Consider the following 17,815-nt stretch of genomic DNA (forward strand, 5'->3'; position numbering starts at 1 on the left):
CCAGACTTCACCCACTGTGAACAGCCCCTCGCCATGTCAGTGACTGTGAACGATTTATGCAACCTCGCTTGCATATGACATAGCACTATGCGCACGATTGAGAAGAGGACCTAGAGACCGTGCCATTCCAAAGGCACATACCCCGAGGTGCAGTCTGGCGGGCACAGGAGGGAAGAACCTCGCATCATGGCCATTGCGACATCCCCAGGCATTGAGCGCCGTATCCTGGACCATCTCAACACCGCGGTCTTGCTCTTCGATGCCAGATTGCATCTCGTCTATCTCAACCCGGCGGCCGAGGTTTTATTCGAGCTCAGCGCCCGTCATCTGCTCGGTCAACAGGCGGAGCGACTCCTGCCCTGCACGGACCCTAGGGTCAAAGAGCGTCTGCGGGTGGCGCTGAGCTCAGGCCATCCATTCACCGAGCGCGAGCTCCCGATCCTGATCGGCGAGGGGCGCCCCAAGACGGTGAATTGCACAGTCCTGCCTTTGCACCATTTTGATGCAGACGCCGAGGTCTTGGTCGAGCTCACCCAGGTCGATCGGCAATTACGGATTAGCCGCGAGGAACAGATCCTCGCCCAGCATCAGGCAATCCAGGCCCTGCTGCGGGGCTTGGCCCATGAGGTCAAAAACCCGCTCGGCGGGCTGCGCGGGGCGGCTCAGCTCTTAGAACGGGAATTGAATGATACGGCGCTGCGCGAATATACCCGGATCATCATCGATGAGGCCGATCGTCTCCAGGCCCTGGTCGATCGCCTGATCGGACCTTATCGCCGCTTGAGACGCGCGCCGGTGAATATCCATCATGTCCTTGAGCACGTCTGCGGTCTGATCCAAGCCGAATCGCCGGGTGGTCCCCAGATCCAGCGCGACTATGACCCTAGTATCCCAGATTTCTTGGCCGACCAGGACCGGCTGATCCAGGCCATACTCAACCTCGCCCGCAATGCAGCTATTGCCGCTGGGCCTGGGGGGCTGCTGCAGTTGAAGACTCGGGTTAGGCATCAATTCACGATCGGTGGGCGGCGACACCGGTTGATCCTCGAGGTCCAGGTGCGTGATAACGGGCCAGGTATCCCCGAGGAGATCCGCGATCGGATCTTTTATCCCATGGTCTCGGGGCGGCCGGACGGCACGGGTCTCGGATTATCGATCGCCCAGGAAATGATCAACCAACACGGTGGATTGATCGAGTATGAGAGCCGTCCAGGCGATACGGTCTTCTATGTCTATCTACCGCTGGAGCCAAATCCATGACACGCGCGCCCTGCGTCTGGGTCATCGATGACGACCGCTCGATCCGCTGGGTCTTGGAGCGGGCGCTGCGCAAGGCCGGTATGGAGGTAACCTGTTTCGTTGACGGGGTCGGTGTGATGGGCGCCTTGGAGCGCAACCGTCCCGATGTCATCCTCACCGATATCCGCATGCCAGGGATCGACGGTCTAGAGCTATTGCGCCAGGTCACCAGTCGTCATCCCCATTTGCCGGTGATCATCATGACCGCCCATACGGATCTCGAGAGCGCGGTCTCGGCCTTTCAGGACGGTGCCTTTGAATATCTGCCCAAGCCGTTCGACATCGACGAGGCGATCAGCCAGATCAACCGCGCCTGCCGGCGTGGGCGAGCGGAGCAGCCTGAGGAAACGATCAGCGCGACCGCACCCGAGTTGGTCGGTGAGGCGCCGGCTATGCAGGAGGTTTTTCGCGCCATCGGGCGTCTGGCACGGTCCCATGTGACGGTGCTCATCAACGGTGAGTCCGGCACCGGCAAAGAACTGGTTGCTCGTGCCCTGCATCGTCACAGCCCCAGACGCGATCACCCTTTCATCGCCCTCAACATGGCGGCGATCCCGCGCGACCTCTTGGAATCAGAGCTCTTCGGGCATGAGCGCGGCGCCTTTACCGGTGCCCAGTCCAAGCGCGAGGGGCGGTTTGAGCAGGCCGACGGCGGCACCCTGTTTCTCGACGAGATCGGCGACATGCCGCCCGAGCTCCAGACTCGGCTTTTGCGGGTGCTTGCGACCGGCGAGTTCTACCGGGTCGGCGGTCTGGCGCCGGTACGGGTGGATGTCCGGATCATCGCCGCAACCCATCAAGACCTCGAACAGCTCGTCCGCCAGGGCCGGTTTCGTGAGGATCTCTTCCACCGGCTCAATGTGATCCGCATCCGCCTGCCGCCCCTGCGCGAGCGGCGCGAGGACATCCCCTTGTTGATGCGCCATTTCTTGGCCCAGGCCGCGCGCGAACTGGATTGTGAGCCTAAGACCCTCAGCCCAGAGGCCATCAAGCATCTCAAACACTTCGACTGGCCAGGCAATGTCCGGCAATTGGAAAATACCGCCCGTTGGCTAACGGTCATGGCTGCGGGCAAGTATATCCACGCCGATGACCTGCCGCCCGAAATCCAGGGCACGTCGGTTGAACCGACAGCCGATGCCACCGCTTGGGAACAGGCACTGCGGCGGTGGGCACAGCAGCGGCTACTGGAGGGCGGCGCAGCCCTGCTCGATGACGCCTTGCCGCTGTTTGAGCGCACCCTGATCCAGGTAGCCCTAGAGCAGACCGGTGGGCGAAGGCAGGAGGCCGCGCGTCTGCTGGGTTGGGGGCGCAATACCCTGACCCGCAAGCTCAAGGAATTGCACCTGGACGATTCGGCATCAGCAGATGATGCCTAACTCTTATTGATAAGAAACACATGCTTTTGAAATTGAGTGAGCTGTCCTGATGTCGTGGGCATGGAAAGACGAGACATGAGATTGCTGTCGTTTGCGGCGCGCGAAGAGCGGCGGCGTGGCTGGAGGTATGAAGCGATAGGCGCGCAGAGGGGATTGTTGGGCGCAGGGGTGTTCGACATCTGCAAAGGCTATGGGCGCGAAGGGGCCCAAGGACAAGCGGGGTGGGTGCAAGGTGGGTGAGAAGCGGGCGCTGTTGGCGGAGCAGGACGCCCAGATACGCAAGCTCATGTGCGACGGGACACCGGATCAGCTGAAGCTGCCGTTTGCGCTGTGGAGCCGGCAGGCGGTGCGGCAGTTGATCCTCGGCTGTTTTGGCATCGAGCTCAGGCCGCAGGGGGAGGGCAAGTACATGGTGCGCTGGGGATTGACGCCCCAGAAACCGATTCGGCGCGCCTATGAGCAAAGCCCGCAGGTGGGCAAGACGCCCGAGATTCGCATCACGCACCGTCGCGAAGGCCTGTCGGTGATCTCGACGCTGACCAACCGCGGCAAGGTGCCTTGGAAGGCGTTCGCGGGGGCGATGAACGCCGACATCCTGATCGACTTCATGAAGCGGCTGGTCAAGGACGCCAGGGGCAAGAAGATCTTCCTCATCCTCGACAACCTGCGCGTGCATCACACCAAGCCGGTCAAGGCCTGGCTGGCTGCATGCGCCAATCAAATCGAGGCCTCCTCCCTCCCCCCCTACAGCCCAGCACTGAACCCCAACGAGATGCTCAAGGCCACCATCACCGCGCAGGCGCCCTCCCGCGCCAAGGGCGATCTGAAGAAGGCGACCGTCAGCCACCTGCGCCGCCTTCTCAATTCCCCCCAACGCATCATGCGCTACTTCCAGCATCCCAAGCTCCATGATGCCGCGTAATACAAGTTCATTGGTTTCGGATCAATAAAAAGAAGCTCTGACAGCCTTGGTCATTTGCTCTCAAAAGCGGAGGACTCCAGATGGACAGCACCAGCATTGAGCTCAAGGGCTCGGAGATCGAGGAGATCGCTCTCGCAGGCGATATCCTCGAGATCCGTTTCGCCCGCGCCTATCTCATCAAGACCATGACGGGATCGATCGAGCGCACACGTTGGTGGCAGGCCGGATCGCTCATCATTGAAGACGCCGAGGTCCCGGAACGCCCGCCCGAGGGCCCATTGGTCTGCGCCGGCGGCGACCTCGAGGCCAACATCTATGTCTATCGCGACATGATCCCTCTACCCTTCGCCGACCGCGGCGCGATCCGCTGCGAGCTCAGATTCGAGGGGACGCTGTCTCGGCTATGCGCCACGGGCAGGGACGCGCGGCTTGAGATGCGCGATGTGCCCAAATACATCGAGCATCTGCGCCCAGGCTGACCCCAGGAAGCGGCGGGCACGGCGCCCGCTGCACCTCAGCGGTTGCGGATCAGGGTCCCGACCCCCGAGTCAGTGAACAGATCCAGCAACACGGCATGTTCGACCCGCCCGTCGATGATATGGGCGGTCTTGACCCCAGATTGCACTGCCTCGAGCGCACAGCGGACCTTGGGTAACATGCCGCCGTGGATCACCCCTGACTTGATCAAGGCGTGAACGCGCGCGACATCGATCTCTGGGATCAAGCGACCCTCGGCATCGAGCAGACCCTCGGTATTGGTCAAAAGCAAGAGCTTTTCGGCCTTGAGGACCTCTGCCAGTTTGCCCGCGACCAGGTCGGCGTTGATGTTGTAGGAAAAGCCATCGGCCCCCATCCCGATCGGGGCGATCACCGGGATGAAATTGCCCTGTACCAGCATGTGCACGATCGCAGGATCGATGCTCTCGACCTCGCCGACATGCCCCAGATCGATGATCTCGGGCTCCTGGAGCTCGGGCGCATCCCGTTTGATCAAGAGCTTGCGCGCGCGGATGAGATCCCCGTCCTTGCCGGTCAGTCCCACTGCCGGTCCGCCGTGCCGGTTGATCAGATTGACGATCTCTTTATTGACCAAGCCGCCTAGGACCATCTCGACGACGTCCATGGTCTCGGCGTCGGTCACCCGCATCCCTTGGACGAACTCACTCGCCTTGCCGAGCCGATTCAAGAGCGAGCCGATCTGGGGGCCACCGCCGTGGACGATCACTGGGTTGATGCCGACGAGCTTCATCAACACGATGTCGCGGGCGAAGGATGCCTTGAGCCGCTCATCGGTCATGGCGTTGCCGCCGTATTTGATCACCAGGGTCTTGCCCTGGAAGCGGCGGATATAGGGCAGGGCCTCGATCAGGACATGGGCGACGGTATGGGCGCGCTCGGTGGAAAGTGACATCTCGGGTTGACCTAGGTCGCTGAAAGGGAAGATTTCAAAGGATAATGCCTAACGCCGAGCGGGAGGCAAGTGGAGGGCTGGAAGGTGCCGTGATTCCGGCGCAATCCGGAATCCGGTCGATCCATCAGACACCCGCCTGCCGGTGTGCCCGATCAAAAAGCATATCCCTCATCCGGCTTGAAGCGACGGGGGAGGTACTCGCCTCAACCGCCCGCATGCGCCCGATAGCGCTCGGCGATGAGGAGTGCCAACTCGCGCGCCAGTCTGTGTTTGTCCATCAGCGGCAACTCCTTGCGCCCACCGCGCCAGAGCACGGTCAGTGCATTCTCGGCGCGCTCGAATCCCCCGACGAGTCCCCCGACCTGATTGGCCGCGATGAGATCAACCCCCTTGCGTTCGAGCTTGTCGCGGGCATAGTCCTCGAGATGATCGGTCTCGGCGGCGAAACCGACGGTGAAGGGCGCAGGGCGCCTGGCCGCGACCTCGGCGAGGATGTCTGGGTTGCGCACAAGCTCGACGGTCAATGCCTCGGTCTCCTTTTTGATCTTGGTCGGCGCAGGAGCCGCAGGCCGGTAATCGGTGACCGCAGCGGTCGCAACAAAGAGATCGCACTCGGCGACCCGCGCCATCACCGCCTTATACATCTCCAAGGCGGTCTCAATCTGGACATGCTTGGTCACACAAGGCAGGGGTAAGAGGGTGGGGCCAGCAATGAGGGTCACCATCGCCCCGAGCTCTTCTAATGCCTCGGCCAGGGCAAACCCCATGCGACCCGAGCTGCGGTTGCCGATGAAGCGCACGGGGTCCAAGGGCTCGCGCGTGGGCCCCGCGGTGACCAGTGCCCGCACGCCGGCAAGCAGACCAGGCAAGACAGTGCAGATCTCCTCGACGATCTCTGCAGGCTCCAGCATCCGCCCGGGCCCTTGCTCGCCGCAGGCCTGATCGCCCTCGGCAGGCCCAAGGATCCTGACCCCACGCCCGCGCAGGGTGGCAATATTCTGCTGGGTGGCGGGGTGATACCACATCGCCTGGTTCATGGCCGGCGCAAGATACAAGGGTGACCGACTGGCCAGGGCCACGGTCGTCAATAGGTCATTGGCCAGCCCCACTGACAGACGGCCGATGATGTCTGCGGTCGCCGGTGCGATCAGGAGTCGGTCTGCCCAGCGTGCAAGCTCGATATGATCCATCCCGACCTCGGCAAGCGGGTCCAAGAGCTCGACGCGCACCGGATGGCCCGAGAGCGCTTGAAAGGTCAGGGGCGTGACGAATGCCGCCGCCGCTTTGGTCATGATCACCCGCACATCGGCGTCGCGTTCCTTAAGCCTGCGCACCAGATCGACGGATTTATAGGCCGCGATGCTGCCGCCGATACCCAAGAGGATCTTGAGCCCATATGGGGATTGGGCCATAACGCCTCGCTGATAGTCTGTCTTTATCCTGTCCAGAGGTTAGCATGCCGCGGTCACGCTCTCGACCTGCACGCCCTCGAGGGATGGACGACCGGGTACAAAAGCGGCTCTAATCGCGGACGGTTTGACCGTCTCACAGAAGGACCGCGGCGATGTCGATCCGCGACTGGCCAGAGGGTGAGCGCCCGCGCGAAAAGCTGATGCGGCTCGGGGCCGGGGCCCTGTCAGACGCCGAGCTCTTGGCCATCTTTCTGCGCACCGGAGTGCGCGGTAGAAACGCCGTCGAGCTGGCGCGCGATCTCCTTGCCGAGTTTGAGGGCTTCAGCCAACTCCTGACCGCCGATCCCAAGCGTCTGTGCGCCGCCAAGGGGCTTGGGATGGCCAAATATACCCAGCTCCAGGCCGCCTTGGAATTGAGCCGCAGGTATCTCTTGACGGCTTTAAGCGAGCGCGATGTCCTCACCAATCCCGATGCTACGCGCGATTATCTGAAACTTAGGCTTTATGGCAGCCCACACGAGGTCTTTGCTTGTTTGTTTCTCGACAACCGCCACCGTGTGATCCGCTATGAGGAGCTCTTTCGCGGGACCATCGATGGGGCCAGCGTCCATCCGCGCGAGGTAGTGCGTCGGGTGATCGAGACCAATGCCGCGGCGGTGATCCTTGCCCACAATCATCCCTCCGGTATGGCCGAACCCAGCGAGGCGGATCTGGCCATCACCCGCAGGCTCAAAGAGGCACTCGCACTGATCGATGTCCGCGTTCTGGATCACATCATCGTCGGCGATGGGCGGGGGACCTCGTTTGCCGAGCGGGGATTGCTGTAAAAACACCTGCCCCACCCGCCTGGGCACATCGGTTGACGCAGGGCGGGTCGCTCAATCCTTGCTGGTGGCTGTGCTGTCGAGATAGTGCAATACCGCTTTGTGGATCGCCCGCCCCTTGAAGATAAACTGCCAGCGAGCGCCGCCAAGCTGACGCCACAAACGGGCAGCCCGCACCGCGGCCAACAAGAGGGCGCGGATGCGGTCTTGATTGCGCGGGTCGCGCAGATGTTGGGGATCGCCGTGGACCAGGATGCGCGGTTCGAGCCGGCTGAGGGTCTGGGTATAAAGCCTGGCAAGCTGGCCGATCAGTTCGGGATCGAGCAGATCTCTTCCCTGGGGGTCGATAGCTAAGATGCCTTCGCGGATGATCTGTTGCAAGTCCTGACGCGCGTCGAGCTTGCGTTCGAGCTTGACGACCTGTACCACATAGCGGGCGAGCTCCAGATCAAACCGTCCGGTCAGATGGGCGACGAGCAGGCGCGCCCCGGGTACAACAGCCCCCCCCTCGCCAAACACCGCATCGACATCCGGCGCTTCGATCTGAAACAGGCTATACAGACAGGGCCGCATCAGCTCGGGATCAGCAGTGCCCTCGCGCGCACAGGCAATGACGCCTTGGATGGCTTGATAGAGACCCGCGAGCGCAATGGCCCGCTCATAATCGGTATGCGGCATGGCTCTCGATCGCTCTTAAAGATGCAAGATGCATTGACTCGTTATGTTATTGATCCGAAACCAATGAACTTGTATTACGCGGCATCATGGAGCTTGGGATGCTGGAAGTAGCGCATGATGCGTTGGGGGGAATTGAGAAGGCGGCGCAGGTGGCTGACGGTCGCCTTCTTCAGATCGCCCTTGGCGCGGGAGGGCGCCTGCGCGGTGATGGTGGCCTTGAGCATCTCGTTGGGGTTCAGTGCTGGGCTGTAGGGGGGGAGGGAGGAGGCCTCGATTTGATTGGCGCATGCAGCCAGCCAGGCCTTGACCGGCTTGGTGTGATGCACGCGCAGGTTGTCGAGGATGAGGAAGATCTTCTTGCCCCTGGCGTCCTTGACCAGCCGCTTCATGAAGTCGATCAGGATGTCGGCGTTCATCGCCCCCGCGAACGCCTTCCAAGGCACCTTGCCGCGGTTGGTCAGCGTCGAGATCACCGACAGGCCTTCGCGACGGTGCGTGATGCGAATCTCGGGCGTCTTGCCCACCTGCGGGCTTTGCTCATAGGCGCGCCGAATCGGTTTCTGGGGCGTCAATCCCCAGCGCACCATGTACTTGCCCTCCCCCTGCGGCCTGAGCTCGATGCCAAAACAGCCGAGGATCAACTGCCGCACCGCCTGCCGGCTCCACAGCGCAAACGGCAGCTTCAGCTGATCCGGTGTCCCGTCGCACATGAGCTTGCGTATCTGGGCGTCCTGCTCCGCCAACAGCGCCCGCTTCTCACCCACCTTGCACCCACCCCGCTTGCCCTTGGGCCCCTTCGCGCCCATAGCCTTTGCAGATGTCGAACACCCCTGCGCCCAACAATCCCCTCTGCGCGCCTATCGCTTCATACCTCCAGCCACGCCGCCGCTCTTCGCGCGCCGCAAACGACAGCAATCTCATGTCTCGTCTTTCCATGCCCACGACATCTGGACAGCTCACTCAATTTCAAAAGCATGTGTTTCTTATCAATATCAGTCTAACCGCAACCCGCGCTCAATGATCGCCCCACCGAGACAGCGCGTCCCCTGATAGAACACGATCGACTGACCTGGGGTCACCGCCCGCTGGGGTCGAGCAAAGCGCACCTGGCAGATCGAGGCATCGCAGGCGATCAGCTCACAAGGCTGCAACGGCTGGCGATGGCGCAGACGGGCAAGACAGCGCAGTGGTACGGACGGCGGCTGACCGCTGATCCAATGCAGGTTGCTCGCCTCAAGGAGGTGTGACAAGAGCAGGGGATGATCCTGTCCCTGGACCACAATCAGGCGGTTATGGACGGGGTCCTTGGCAGCGACATACCAGGGCGCCTCCTGTTGGCCCCGGACCCCGCCGATGCCAAGCCCCTGGCGCTGACCAATGGTGTAATGGGCGAGCCCCTGATGTTCGCCAAGCCATATCCCTTCGGGGGTCTCGATCGCCCCGGGCTCGGAGGGCAGATAACGCGCGAGAAACTCGGCAAATCGCCGCTCGCCGATGAAACAGATACCTGTGCTGTCCTTTTTCGCGGCATTGGGCAGATCAAGCCGTTGGGCAAGCGCCCGCACCTCGGGTTTGGTGAGGTCCGCCAGTGGAAAACAGGCGTGTGCAAGCTGACCCTGATCGAGGCGGTGCAAAAAATAGGTCTGATCCTTACCCTCATCCCGAGCGCGATGGAGCTCATAGCCCTCTTCACCCACGACCAGCCGCGCATAATGGCCGGTGGCGATGGCCTGGGCCCCGAGCGCCAAGGCATAGTCCAGGAAGGCGGCGAACTTGATCTCCGAGTTACAAAGTACATCGGGGTTGGGGGTGCGCAGCGCCCGATATTCGCGCAAAAAATAGGCGAAGACCCTATCCCAGTATTCGGCGGCGAAATTGACCGTATGGAGCTCGATCCCCAGCCGCTCGGCAACCGCGCGCGCGTCGGCGAGATCTGCAGCCGCTGCACAATAGCCTGGCCGGTCGTCCTCCTCCCAGTTCTTCATGAACACAGCCTCGACCCGCTGGCCGGATTCGATGAGCCGATAAGCAGCGATCGCCGAATCGACGCCGCCGGAAAGCCCGACGATGATCTTATGTTGGTGAGGTGTCTTCATGATGACAGGATAGAACGCGAACCTAGAGGGCAAATCCCACCCCATCGCGGACATGGCGGGACAAGACCATCATCTAGCATGGGCGTTTCACATACAATGGCCATCTTGCCAGGCTGGACGGACCATACAGACGATAAGGTTTGCGTGTTGATCTGTTTCAGTCAGGAGGTAAGTGAGTATGAACGCGATCGAGCTGGAGAGGCCAATCCATCGTTTTAGCTGCAAACAGTTTCACCGCCTGACTGAAGTCGGGGCCCTTGCCAAAGGGGAGCGGGTCGAGCTGATCGACGGAACACCGCAAAAGATGAGCCCGATGGGACCTCAGCAGCGCGGGGCGACCGATTGCCTGGCGATGTGCTTGACGCCACCCGTAGTGGGGCGCGCCATCCTCAGCGTCCGAGGGCCGCTGGTGTTCGATGAATACACCGAGGCCTATCCCGACCTGCGTGCCGATTCGTATGCCCGATCCCACCCCGGACCCCAAAACCTCTTACTCCTGGTCGAGATCATGGATCACAGCCAGCACCTCGATCTCGGGCCCAAGCTTACCCGCTATGCGGACGCGGGGACTGCCCGCTCTTGGGTCTTGGACCTCAGCAGACACACACTCTACGACCACCGCGATCCGGACCCCGCTGCTAGCTGCTATCGCACGCTTCGGGCGGCGCAGGCTGAGAGCTTGGCTATCCAGATCGCTGGGGCGGAGATCCAACCGGCGGTCGCAGAGTGCTTCCCCGGCTGAGCCCCCTCGCCCCAGGGACTAGCGCTCGCATGCAACATCCCCGCGTCTCGATCCTGATGTATCACCAGGTCGGCGAGTTTAGGCCGATGAGGAAGCATCGCGCCAATTATTGCGACCATCGGCGTTTCTCCGCGCAGATGGAGCTGGTAGCGCGTTTTTATCAGGTGATCGATCTAGAAACGGCGCTCGCCGGGCTTTACGGTCAGCAGCCGCTCCCCCGACGCGCCCTGGTCCTGACCTTCGACGATGCCTATGAGAACTTCGCCGAGCATGCCTGGCCGGTCTTGGAGCGCCATCGGCTTCCTGCCATCGTCTATGCGATCAGCGGCTATCTCGGGCGGCGCGCCGAGTGGTTCGCCAAGGACCCAGGGCGCCCGATCCCTCGCCTCTTGAGCGGCGCGCGTCTGCGCGAGCTCCATGCCGCGGGAATGATGATCGGCTCGCATACGGTCGATCATTTAAGGCTTGCTGAGCTCTCGCCCAAGCAACAGCGCAAACAGCTTGCAGACAGCCGCGCCGCACTCGAAGACCTGCTCGGCGCGCCCGTGGTACATCTTTGCTATCCGTTCGGCAGTTTTAACGCGGTGACCCTTGAGCTTGCCCCTGAGTGCGGCTATCAGAGCGCCGTCACCTGTCTGCGCGGTGCAGCAACACCCCAGGATCACCCCCTGGCCCTGCCGCGCAAGGCGATCTCCTTTGGCGATAGCCTATTGGGCTATGTCTGGAAACTGAGCCTCAAACATGCCCCCAAACCCGAGCTTACAACCTGGCGCCGCCCCTGAGCCCTTCCCCGATTTCAGACAGGCCCGCGTCCTGGTCGTCGGCGACCTCATGCTCGATCGCTATTGGAGTGGCGAGACCTGTCGCATCTCGCCCGAGGCGCCAGTACCGGTGGTACGGGTAGCATCTGCCGAGGATCGTCCGGGCGGGGCGGCCAATGTAGCCCTGAACCTCGCGCGTCTCGGGGCAAGGACAGCGCTTGCCGGCGTCATCGGGACGGATGATGCGGGGGCGGCCTTGGAAGGGCAGCTCCAGGCCCAGGGGATCGCGCTGGGTCTTGTGCGCCGACCCGGGGTCCCGACCATCACCAAGCTACGGGTGCTGAGCCGCCACCAGCAGCTCATCCGCTTGGATTTTGAGCAATCGCTCGCCCCCGAGGGCGCAGATCCCCTGCCGGACCTCATCGCCCACCTGCTGACCGAGTATGACCTCTTGGTGCTCTCGGACTACGCCAAGGGGACGCTTGCCGACCCCAGACCCCTCATTGCCCTGGCCCGCGCCCAGGGCAAGCCCGTCCTGGTCGATCCCAAGGGGCGCGACTTTGCGCGCTATCGCGGCGCTTTGTTGCTCACCCCCAATCGCGCCGAACTCGAGGCGGTGGTTGGGCCCTGTCCGGACGATGCGAGGCTGCGCGAGCGCGCCGAGGCCCTGCGCCTTGAGCTCGGTCTGGAGGCGCTCGTTGTCACCCTCGGCGAACGGGGGATGATCTTGGTGCACGCGGGCAAGACCCTGCACCTGCCGACCCGCGCGCGCGAGGTCTATGACGTCACCGGCGCCGGTGACACGGTGATCGCGGTCTTGGCCGCGTCCTTGGGCGCAGGTGTGGGCCTTGCCGACGCCTGTGCCCTGGCCAATTGTGCAGCCGGACTGGTGGTCGGCAAGCTGGGCACCGCAAGCCTCAGCGTCCTTGAGCTCGAACGCGCTTACCGCGGGGCCGTTTGGCAACCGATCCTGGATCGCGAGTCTTTGCTGGCGGCGGTCGCGGCGGCGCGCGCCGCCGGCGAGCGGATCGTGATGACCAATGGCTGTTTCGACATCCTGCACGATGGACATGTCACCTACCTCCAGGCAGCCAAGCGCCTAGGCGACCGGCTGATCGTGGCGGTCAACGACGATGACTCGGTACGTCGGCTCAAGGGCCCAGGCCGACCGGTTAACACCCTCGAACAACGCATGGCGGTCCTCGCCGGACTCGCCGCCGTCGATTGGGTCTCTCCATTTAGCGAAGACACCCCGGAGGACCTGATCCTTGCGGTGCGCCCGGATATCCTGGTCAAGGGCGGCGACTATCGGATCGAAGAGATCGCCGGCGCCGAGTTTGTCATCGCCCAGGGCGGCGAGGTGCGGATCATCGATCTCGTGCCTGGACGGTCGACGAGCGGGATCATCCGCGCCCTGCGCGATTCCTAAAGGAGAGACCTTTTCATGCCTTCCAACACCCTCACCCTCATCCTCGCCTACGACCGCGGTCAGGGGCTCGAGGCCCTGACCCGCGAGCGCACCAAGGCGGCAGTGCCGTTCGGCAGTAAGTATCGGGTCATCGATTTTGTATTGACCAACTGTCTGCACTCTAGGTTGCGCCAGATCCTGGTGCTGACCCAATATAAGAGCCATTCGCTCCAAAAACACCTGCGCGACGGCTGGTCGATCTTTATTGATAAGAAACACATGCTTTTGAAATTGAGTGAGCTGTCCTGATGTTGTGGGCATGGAAAGACGAGACATGAGATTGCTGTCATTTGCGGCGCGCGTCTTGCTCGACGGCTCCGATCGGGTCCAGGCGCTCTCTGCCCCAGGCGAAGGTGAGGCGCCAGACGAGGGCGAGGTCTGGGAGACTATGGGGGTCTGTGTCTTTGCCTACGAGCGCGGCAGGGGCAAGGATCGGGATCTCGCGCACGACCTGATCGCCGATCATCTGGGGCTTGGGGTCTTTGCCTATCGCTTCGGCGAGACACGTGGGCGGGTGACGCCCGATCGCTTCTGGTGCGATCTGGCTTCGATCGATGCCTATTATCAGGCCAATCTGTCGCTGTTGCGCCCCGACCCGCCGCTCGACCTCTATCAACCGGATTGGATCATCCGCACCTATCAGGGCCAGTGCCCGCCGGCACGCACGGTCCCTGGGCCCCTGAGCGGCACCGAGGGGGTGTTCTTCAACTCGATGTTGGCGGCAGGGACGGTGATCAGCGGCGGCGGGGTCAATCATTCGATCCTATATCCCCAGGTCAAGATCGAGGACGGGGCGATCGTCGAGGACTCGATCCTGTTCCAGGGGGTACAGATAGGGGCAGGCGCCCATCTTCGCCGCTGTATCATCGAAAAGGGGATCGCCATTGCCCCGGGCGAGCAGATCGGGCTGGATCTCAAACGCGACCGCGAGCGTTTTCTGGTCTCGCCGGATGGGGTGGTAGTGGTCACGGGGGATTCGATCGGCCCCGAATGAATGGCGATCTCCATTACCCATCGCCCTGAGTTCGCCCCCGCCGCACTGCGCGATATCTGCGCTCTCTTATTGACCGCCTATGGACCTCAGGGCTGGTGGCCCGCCGAAACGCCCTTCGAGGTCATGATCGGGGCGATCCTCACCCAAAACACTGCCTGGGCGAACGTCGAACGGGCGATCGAAAACCTCAAGGCCCGGGGCGCACTCGCTGCCGAGACGATCTTGGGCCTTACGCCCGCTGTACTGGCCGAGCTCATCCGCCCTGCCGGTTATTTCAACGTCAAGGCGCAGCGGCTGCGCGAATTTTGTCTGTTTTATCAGGCATCCGGTGGCTGGGATGGGCTAGCGGGTCTGCCGACCTCAACGCTGCGCCAGCGGCTGCTTTCGATCAAGGGGATCGGGCCGGAGACGGCGGATGATATCCTGCTCTATGCCTTTGCCCGCCCCGTCTTTGTGATCGATGCCTATACGCGCCGGATCTTTACGCGCCTGGCCCTGATCCGGGGCGATGAGCCCTATGAGACCCTGCGCCTGGCCTTTGAATCGGCGCTCGGGCCTGACGTCGGGCTCTATCAGGAGTACCATGCGCTATTGGTCGAGCACGCCAAACAGGTCTGCGGCGCCCGCCCGCGCTGTTCTGGGTGTGTGCTGAATGGGCAGTGCACTCTACCTGTTTCGGTGTTGACCTAGGGGGCAAGGGCATCTCACCCGTCACCCCCTGTCTTTGGGACACCGGCGCTACACCCGTTCGGTCAGTACGGGATGAGGGGGATGAGCGACGGCAGTCCTCTCGTTCGCCTCTGCCTTGCGCCGCAATGACGACGACATCGACGGTACCAGATAGATCATGCCACGCGTTGATACCAAACTCTTTTATGGCTGCGCCTTTGAGGTCCACGGCGAGACGCCGCGCGGCGTGCAGTGGAACTCGGTCGATAATCAAGAGGTGCGTTTTCGCGTCTTGCGTGAATTCTTATCCCCTGACCTATCGGGTCTAACGCTCGTGGATGCAGGCTGCGGTTTTGGCGATCTGTATCTGTATCTCACCCGTCAGGGTGAGGTGGTGGGACGCTATATTGGGATCGACGTCATGGCGCCGATGGTCGAGGCGGCGCGCCGGCGCACCGGTTGCGAGATCCTGCTTTGCGATATCCTCGATGAATCGAGCGAGCTCCCCCCAGCCGATGTCTATCTCTGTAGCGGGGCGATGAATACCTTTACCCGCAAGGAGACGCGCTGTTTCATCGAACGCTGTCTCGATGCCAGTCGCCTGGGGTTTGTCTTCAATCTGCTCAAGGGTTGGAATACCTCCACCATCTATAACCTATATCTGCCCCGTGAGATCCGCGCCCTAGCCCGCGAGCTAGGCGTCGACTGCGAGATCCGCGAGGGCTATCTGGCGACCGACTTCAGCGCTGCGTTCTGGAAGAATGGACGCGAAGGCTAAACAACCAAATCCCCGTCTGTCATAGGACACCGCGATGCTCGATCCCCGTTTGTTGCGCACTGACCTCGCTTGGGTGGCCGCTCAGCTGGCACGCCGTGGTCTTACCATTGATACCGCACGTCTCCAGACGCTCGAATCCGAGCGCAAACAGCTCCAGATCCAGGTCCAGGAACTGCAAAACCTGCGCAATACGCGCTCCAAGGCGATTGGGCGCGCCAAGGCAGAGGGTCAGAACATCGAACCCCTATTGGCCGAGGTGGCCGATCTCGGCGATCAGCTCAAGGCCGCCGAAGCACAGCTTGCCGGCATCCAGACGGCGCTTGACGAGGTTGCCTTGACCCTGCCCAACATCCCCGATCCCAGCGTCCCCGAGGGGCGGGGGGAGTCGGACAATCGCGAGGAGCGGCGGTGGGGAACCCCGCCAATCTTCGCCTTTGCGCCCAAGGATCATGTCGATCTGGGGTCACAGTACGGTTGGATGGACTTTGAAGCGGCTGCCAAGTTATCTGGCGCGCGTTTCGTTACCCTCTCTGGCCCCTTGGCGCGTCTCCAGCGTGCGCTCATCCAGTTCATGCTCGATGTCCACACCCAGCAGCACGGCTATACCGAGGTCTATGTCCCCTATCTGGTCAATGCCGACTGTCTGCGTGGAACGGGGCAATTGCCCAAGTTCGAGGCTGATCTCTTCAAGGTTCCAGGCGAGCGGACCCTGTATCTGATCCCAACCGCAGAGGTGCCGGTCACCAATTTGGTGCGCGAGCGCATCCTCGAACCCGAGGAGCTGCCCTGCAAATGGGTCGCCCATACCCCCTGCTTTCGCAGCGAGGCAGGCTCATACGGCAAGGACACCCGCGGCATGATCCGCCAGCATCAGTTCGAGAAGGTCGAACTCGTCCAGATCGTCCGACCCGAGGAGGGGCCACAGGCGCTCGAGGCGCTCACCGGCCATGCGGAGGCCATCCTGCAGCGCCTGGGGCTGCCCTATCGCGTGGTGAGCCTCTGCACCGGCGATCTAGGCTTTTCTGCTTGTAAAACCTATGACCTGGAGGTCTGGCTGCCAGGACAAGGGACCTATCGCGAGATCTCATCCTGCAGCCACTTCGGGGATTTTCAGGCGCGTAGGCTCCAGGCGCGCTGGCGCAACCCAGAGACCGGCAAGCCGGAACTCGTGCATACGCTCAATGGCTCGGGTTTGGCTGTCGGGCGCACCCTGGTTGCGGTGATCGAAAACTACCAACAGGCCGATGGCAGTATCCTAGTGCCCGAAGCCTTGCGGCCCTACATGGGTGGGCTGGAGCGTTTGGCATAAGGGGTAGGCGCACAGGTGGTTGCGCCCGGGATCAACACTGGCCAAAGAGTGAGTCCAGGGAGTCGGCGGTTGCCGCAGCCCGGATGTAGGCGTCGATCTCGGTTTCTTCGGTCAGCCGGGCGATGCACTCATCTACCCATGCTGGCAATGGTCCGAAACGCCCCTCGATCACTGTCTTGAGCGCCGCCTGTTCGCCCGACAGCCGGCCTTGAGTGATCCCTCGTTCAACTCCTTGTTCGATGCCTTTTCGGACACCCATCTGAAGATGCGTTCTCCGGGAAAACACAACGCTAGTGCCCCGACGGTCATCATCAGACGCCCTGCCATGGGTTCATTCTAGCGCTGTGCCTGATTCAGATTGAGCGGTGCATCCTCCAAGACGCGAGAGGTGCCTAGCTCTTTATACCGTTATAGCGGATCGGGTGCGCCGAGCGGATGTGCCCAATGATAGGGCGCCATCCGCGCAGATCACCGGAGGTATATGATCAGGGATCAAGGGCCTCATCGATATAACTGAGCATGCTGTCCTTTATTGCGCTCTGCGCCCTGCTTTGGATCGGCTTTCATCTCGGCGCGGGCTATATGGTCCAGCGCCTGCCGCTTGCCTGGATCGCGCGTCTACCTATTGTGGGGGAGACCTATGGCTGGGAACGCGGTGGGCGCATCTATGAGCCCCTCGGCGTCCGCTGCTGGAAGATCCATCTGCCCGATGGCGGTGACCTGTTGGAAGGGGGCTTTGCCAAACGCCATCTCAAAGGGCGCGATCGCGCCTATCTTGAGCGTTTTGCCCAGGAGACCAGCCGTGCCGAGCTTGGGCACTGGCTCACCTGGGCGCTAGCCTTAAGCTTTTTCCTCTGGACCCCCTGGTGGCTGGTCCTGATCATGGTCTTATACGGCGGCTTGATCAATGTGCCATTCATCCTGGTGCAGCGTTACAACCGCGCCCGCATCCAGCGGGTCATTGCCGGCAAACAAGAGCGCAGCCTCGCTTCACCTCATCAGGCCGAGCGATAGGCCGGGCATTTGACCAAGCGTTCCGTCTCTCCCATCAGGGGATTTTCCGCCACCGCCTT

At 62.1% G+C, this 17,815-nt stretch carries 20 protein-coding genes and 1 pseudogene; 14 read left to right on the forward strand and 7 right to left on the reverse strand.

Annotated elements, in window-relative coordinates; genetic code table 11:
* The first annotated feature begins 186 nt into the window (after nt 1–186).
* The 5 genes from glnL (at nt 187) to GWK36_RS14465 (ending at nt 4,079) form a co-directional block, all read left to right on the forward strand.
* Nucleotides 187–1,260, forward strand: a complete 1,074-nt coding sequence (gene glnL, locus GWK36_RS14450; protein ID WP_166272196.1) for a nitrogen regulation protein NR(II) — start codon at nt 187–189, stop codon at nt 1,258–1,260.
* A complete protein-coding gene (gene ntrC, locus GWK36_RS14455) occupies nt 1,257–2,678 on the forward strand; it encodes a nitrogen regulation protein NR(I) (RefSeq protein WP_166272198.1) in 1,422 nt (473 codons plus the stop codon). Before glnL ends, ntrC begins: the two co-directional genes overlap by 4 nt.
* Before the next feature lie 75 nt (nt 2,679–2,753).
* The gene (locus tag GWK36_RS16210) at nt 2,754–2,918 is read left to right on the forward strand and encodes a hypothetical protein (protein WP_210756793.1); all 165 of its coding nucleotides are present in this window, start codon (nt 2,754–2,756) and stop codon (nt 2,916–2,918) included.
* Complete coding sequence (locus tag GWK36_RS14460) at nt 2,911–3,600, forward strand: transposase (protein WP_425482766.1); 690 nt, start codon at nt 2,911–2,913, stop codon at nt 3,598–3,600. The genes GWK36_RS16210 and GWK36_RS14460 overlap by 8 nt, the downstream gene beginning before the upstream one ends.
* 80 nt (nt 3,601–3,680) lie before the next feature.
* Nucleotides 3,681–4,079 carry a hypothetical protein gene (locus GWK36_RS14465; protein ID WP_166272200.1) on the forward strand — a complete coding sequence of 133 codons (399 nt, stop codon included), beginning with the start codon at nt 3,681–3,683 and terminating at the stop codon, nt 4,077–4,079.
* A 35-nt stretch (nt 4,080–4,114) separates the two neighbouring features.
* On the opposite strand, the gene argB is transcribed toward GWK36_RS14465, so the two are convergent.
* On the reverse strand, nt 4,115–5,011 hold the full coding sequence (gene argB, locus GWK36_RS14470) for an acetylglutamate kinase (protein WP_166272202.1): 897 nt from the start codon (nt 5,009–5,011) through the stop codon (nt 4,115–4,117).
* A 203-nt stretch (nt 5,012–5,214) separates the two neighbouring features.
* Nucleotides 5,215–6,423: a bifunctional phosphopantothenoylcysteine decarboxylase/phosphopantothenate--cysteine ligase CoaBC gene (coaBC, locus tag GWK36_RS14475; protein WP_166272204.1), complete on the reverse strand. Its 1,209-nt coding sequence runs from the start codon at nt 6,421–6,423 to the stop codon at nt 5,215–5,217.
* 152 nt (nt 6,424–6,575) lie between these two features.
* Between coaBC and radC the strand changes: the two genes are divergently transcribed.
* Nucleotides 6,576–7,250, forward strand: a complete 675-nt coding sequence (gene radC, locus GWK36_RS14480) for a RadC family protein (protein WP_166272206.1) — start codon at nt 6,576–6,578, stop codon at nt 7,248–7,250.
* 51 nt (nt 7,251–7,301) lie between these two features.
* Here the strand turns inward: radC and hflD are convergent, their stop codons facing one another.
* The 4 genes from hflD to mnmA form a co-directional block, all read right to left on the reverse strand.
* Nucleotides 7,302–7,925: a high frequency lysogenization protein HflD gene (gene hflD / locus GWK36_RS14485; protein ID WP_166272208.1), complete on the reverse strand. Its 624-nt coding sequence runs from the start codon at nt 7,923–7,925 to the stop codon at nt 7,302–7,304.
* Between the two features lie 74 nt (nt 7,926–7,999).
* Nucleotides 8,000–8,689, reverse strand: coding sequence for a transposase (locus GWK36_RS14490; RefSeq protein ID WP_425482766.1), 690 nt, complete (start codon nt 8,687–8,689; stop codon nt 8,000–8,002).
* Nucleotides 8,682–8,846, reverse strand: a complete 165-nt coding sequence (locus GWK36_RS16215; protein ID WP_210756793.1) for a hypothetical protein — start codon at nt 8,844–8,846, stop codon at nt 8,682–8,684. Before GWK36_RS16215 ends, GWK36_RS14490 begins: the two co-directional genes overlap by 8 nt.
* A gap of 71 nt (nt 8,847–8,917) precedes the next feature.
* The gene (gene mnmA, locus GWK36_RS14495; protein ID WP_166272210.1) at nt 8,918–10,021 is read right to left on the reverse strand and encodes a tRNA 2-thiouridine(34) synthase MnmA; all 1,104 of its coding nucleotides are present in this window, start codon (nt 10,019–10,021) and stop codon (nt 8,918–8,920) included.
* A 178-nt stretch (nt 10,022–10,199) separates the two neighbouring features.
* Between mnmA and GWK36_RS14500 the strand changes: the two genes are divergently transcribed.
* The 7 genes and pseudogenes from GWK36_RS14500 (at nt 10,200) to serS (ending at nt 16,742) form a co-directional block, all read left to right on the forward strand.
* Entirely contained in the window at nt 10,200–10,763 is a 564-nt protein-coding gene (locus tag GWK36_RS14500) for a Uma2 family endonuclease (protein ID WP_166272212.1), read from the forward strand.
* A gap of 29 nt (nt 10,764–10,792) precedes the next feature.
* Nucleotides 10,793–11,545 carry a polysaccharide deacetylase family protein gene (locus tag GWK36_RS14505; protein WP_166272214.1) on the forward strand — a complete coding sequence of 251 codons (753 nt, stop codon included), beginning with the start codon at nt 10,793–10,795 and terminating at the stop codon, nt 11,543–11,545.
* Nucleotides 11,505–12,953 carry a bifunctional D-glycero-beta-D-manno-heptose-7-phosphate kinase/D-glycero-beta-D-manno-heptose 1-phosphate adenylyltransferase HldE gene (gene hldE / locus GWK36_RS14510; RefSeq protein WP_166272216.1) on the forward strand — a complete coding sequence of 483 codons (1,449 nt, stop codon included), beginning with the start codon at nt 11,505–11,507 and terminating at the stop codon, nt 12,951–12,953. Before GWK36_RS14505 ends, hldE begins: the two co-directional genes overlap by 41 nt.
* A 15-nt stretch (nt 12,954–12,968) precedes the next feature.
* Nucleotides 12,969–13,986, forward strand: a pseudogene (locus GWK36_RS14520) (GlgC family sugar phosphate nucleotidyltransferase).
* Entirely contained in the window at nt 13,987–14,676 is a 690-nt protein-coding gene (locus GWK36_RS14525) for an endonuclease III domain-containing protein (protein ID WP_166272222.1), read from the forward strand.
* A gap of 157 nt (nt 14,677–14,833) precedes the next feature.
* A complete protein-coding gene (locus GWK36_RS14530; protein ID WP_166272224.1) occupies nt 14,834–15,433 on the forward strand; it encodes a class I SAM-dependent methyltransferase in 600 nt (199 codons plus the stop codon).
* 34 nt (nt 15,434–15,467) lie between these two features.
* Nucleotides 15,468–16,742, forward strand: coding sequence for a serine--tRNA ligase (gene serS / locus GWK36_RS14535; RefSeq protein WP_166272226.1), 1,275 nt, complete (start codon nt 15,468–15,470; stop codon nt 16,740–16,742).
* 31 nt (nt 16,743–16,773) lie between these two features.
* Here serS and GWK36_RS14540 read toward each other — a convergent pair whose 3' ends face one another.
* Nucleotides 16,774–17,001 carry a hypothetical protein gene (locus GWK36_RS14540; RefSeq protein WP_166272228.1) on the reverse strand — a complete coding sequence of 76 codons (228 nt, stop codon included), beginning with the start codon at nt 16,999–17,001 and terminating at the stop codon, nt 16,774–16,776.
* Between the two features lie 260 nt (nt 17,002–17,261).
* Here GWK36_RS14540 and GWK36_RS14545 point away from each other — a divergent pair, with 260 nt between their 5' ends.
* Nucleotides 17,262–17,756, forward strand: a complete 495-nt coding sequence (locus GWK36_RS14545; RefSeq protein ID WP_166272230.1) for a glycosyl-4,4'-diaponeurosporenoate acyltransferase CrtO family protein — start codon at nt 17,262–17,264, stop codon at nt 17,754–17,756.
* Nucleotides 17,757–17,815: the final 59 nt, after the last annotated feature.

Source organism: Caldichromatium japonicum, from assembly GCF_011290485.1.
Classification (GTDB): Bacteria; Pseudomonadota; Gammaproteobacteria; order Chromatiales; family Chromatiaceae; genus Thermochromatium; species Thermochromatium japonicum.